The 3089-nt window shown below is 67.5% G+C and carries 2 protein-coding genes; one reads left to right on the forward strand and one right to left on the reverse strand.

Going from position 1 to position 3089, the window contains the following annotated elements:
* Positions 1–736: 736 nt before the first annotated feature.
* Positions 737–1192 (forward strand): signal peptidase II, encoded by a 456-nt coding sequence (locus ECOMGDLI_RS14200; protein ID WP_198954852.1) that lies wholly within the window; start codon positions 737–739, stop codon positions 1190–1192.
* A gap of 530 nt (positions 1193–1722) precedes the next feature.
* Here the strand turns inward: ECOMGDLI_RS14200 and ECOMGDLI_RS14205 are convergent.
* Entirely contained in the window at positions 1723–2958 is a 1236-nt protein-coding gene (locus tag ECOMGDLI_RS14205; RefSeq protein ID WP_088317482.1) for an IS256 family transposase, read from the reverse strand.
* Between the last annotated feature and the right edge of the window lie 131 nt (positions 2959–3089).

Below are 3089 nucleotides of genomic sequence, written 5' to 3' on the forward strand. Positions count from 1 at the left end.
CATGAGGTGCTCGTCCGTGGTGCCGGTCGGTCCCACGCCTCCGGAACGTAGTCGCTCCACGCCCGGTTCACTGCCTTGCATTGGCGTGGGTGGCATCGGTCCGCGCCATCGAGCACAGGAAACTCTGACCGTCGGCGGCCCCGTGCGCGACTGGCAGAACGAGCGGCGTGACACAGGGCTCGTTCGCCACTCGACGTTGGGACGCGTGTCGCTGCCGTTAGGGAGTTCCGCCGATGGAATGCGCCCGCTGCGGTGCGGTTGAGACCTGCAGCGGCGGCTCTTGGAGTTGCGTCCACCGACCTCCACCTGCGGTCGGGCGGCTACGGAAGCCAGTGGGACGAAGACCGGGCAAGCGCGCGGCGGTCGGGGTTGGTGCCAGACCCGCCCATCTGATGATCAGTTTGTTGCCCGGTGATCGACGGTGACTACGAGATCCCGGTGCCGCGGGGGCGAGCTGTAGCCTCACATGGTGACAACGTCGCGAGCGACCACGCAGGGCGTGCTCGGCGTAGAGAGTTCCAATTCCGTGGAACGATCCACCCGCCCTGCTCGCACCCTCGGTGCTCGCTGGACGATTCGAGTGAGAGACCCTCGGTGACGTTCGACGCCAGAAACACAGCGTTGTCGGCCCGCTCACCGGTCGCCGGCCACGGTCACAGGTCTGGCTTTCGCCAACGGCACCATTCTCGGCATGACAGCAGGCGCTTTGGCTAGGCCCATGCGCTCGGCAGGTTGCGTGCGCACCAGGATGCTTGCCGCAGTCGGTGTGCTGGCGGGCGTGAATCTTACCGTGAAGGCGGTTGTCGAAGCCCGATTGGCGGACACCAACCTCGATTTGGGACTCATCGAGCTACGGCTCACGTACAACAAGGGCGTCGCGTTTAGTGTCGGCAATTGGCTGCCTCCCTGGGTGATCATTGCAGTCACCGGGGCTATCACCGCCACCATCGGCGTTTCTGTCTGGCGGGCGGCACCTGCAGCTGGTCGGGCTACGCGCCTGGCGGGCGCCGCGCTCGTGGCCGGTGCCGTGTCCAATCTAGCCGACCGCATCGGCGACGGAGTGGTCACCGACTACGTGCACACCGGTTGGTGGCCAACGTTCAACCTCGCCGACACAATGCTCTGCGCCGGCGTCACCGGGCTCATTCTTGCCAGCCTGCGTGGCAACCCCCGCGGCCGACCGGGAGCTTGACAGCGGACCTCGCCGCACGCGAAAGTCAGCAAGGTCGGCCTCTTGCCGTTGCGCCCGGCGCCGCGCTTTTCCTGCTCGTGGGGGTCTCGGCACGAGGGTTCATGGAACCCGACGTTAGGCCGATGCGCCGGCAGGACTCCTGCACCGTTTGCCCGCGTCCTGCCGATATCCGTCGCACGGAGGCGACGGCCTGCCTGCATTGTCCGCACTCGAGCGCAGCCGCGACCGCGTTCGCTCTCTGCGCACTGGGCTGGCGGGTGGGACTCCCGGCCCGACCGATCGGTCCGGCCGAGTCGCCGCTCACGTCGGCATCATGGAACATGGCGTGCGGATTACAGATGTACAGAGATGCGCGGGTGTGACGACACCGTCGGCTAGCGTCGACCAATGCTCACGCATGCGTTCGGAGAGCGCTACGACTTACCGGTTCCGCTGATCCTGTTCATGCTCGGCGGAGCGTCTGTCGTCCTGCGGTCACGTCCCGCCGAGTGGTGGAGTTCGGGCTCGACACCGTGCGGGTCAGTGCGTGTTCATGATGCCGCGAGGAGTTCGCCGGTGACGACGGTTTGATCGCTCTGGTCGAGCAGGGCCAGGAGCGCCATCGAGGCTTCGGAGAGATAGCGGCGGTCGGAGACCTGCCACTCGTCGTGCTGCTCGACCAGGACCGCGGTGGCCAACCGGGTCAGCGAGGGCGGGTTGGGGAAGACCCCGACGACGTCGGTGCGGCGCTTGATCTCCTTGTTCGAGCGTTCGAGGGGGTTGGTCGACCAGATCTTCTTCCAGTGCACGACCGGGAACACGGTGAACGCGAGCAGGTCTTCCTTCGCGGCGACCATCAGGTCGGCGGCCTTGGGGAACTGCCGGGCGAGCATGCCCGCGATGACATCGAACTGCTCGCGGACGTGCTGGGCGTCTGGCTGGGCGAACACGGTGCGGATCGTCGCGGCGACCATCTCGGCGTTGCCCTTGGGGACCTGGGCGAGCATGTTCCGCAGGAAGTGCACCCGGCAGCGTTGGACGCCGGCACCGAGCAGGACCGCGTTGACGGCCTGCCGCAGCCCGGTGTGCGCGTCCGCAATCACGAGCCGGACCCCGGTCAGGCCGCGGGCCTTCAGGGAGCGCAGGAACGCGGTCCAGAACGCCCCGCTCTCACTGTCCCCGACGTCGACGCCGAGAACTTCCCGGCGGCCGTCCGCGGAGACGCCGACCGCGACGACCACGGCCTGGGAGACGACCTGGTGGTTGACCCTGGCCTTGCAGTAGGTCGCGTCCAGGAACACGTACGGGTAGGCGGCACCGGCCAGCGACCGGGTCCGGAACGCCTCCAGCTCGACGTCCAGGTCGGCGCAGATCCGGGAGACCTCGCTCTTGGAGATCCCGGTCGTGACCCCGAGAGCGGCGACCAGGTCGTCGACCTTGCGGGTCGAGACCCCGTGGACGTACGCCTCCATCACCACCGCGTAGAGCGCCTGGTCGACCCGCCGACGGCGTTCCAACAGCGAGGGAAAGAAGCTGCCCGTGCGCAGCTTCGGGATCCGCAGCTCCAGGTCCCCGGCCTGGGTGGAGAACGTCCGCGTCCGCGACCCGTTCCGCTGGGCCGTCCTGGAGTCGGTCCGCTCCCACGGGCCGGCACCGATCACCGCGGTGAGCTCGGCGTCGATCAACGCCTGGTACATCGTCTGCGCTGCACCCCTGACCCGGTCGCTGACATCAGCGTCGGTCAGTGTCTGCAACACCTCGAGTAGGGCAGCATGGTCCAAGGCCATCGTGCGTCGTGTCCTTCCGTGAGTCCCTTGAGCAGGTCTCACTGACCGTCGCACGATGGCCGCTCACGTCATGATCGACACGCGGCCCACGACCTCACCCGAACTCCACCACGCCAGGGGACGTGACCCGT

The sequence above is a fragment of the Kineosporia sp. R_H_3 genome, assembly GCF_002198675.1.
Taxonomy (GTDB): Bacteria; Actinomycetota; Actinomycetes; order Actinomycetales; family Kineosporiaceae; genus R-H-3.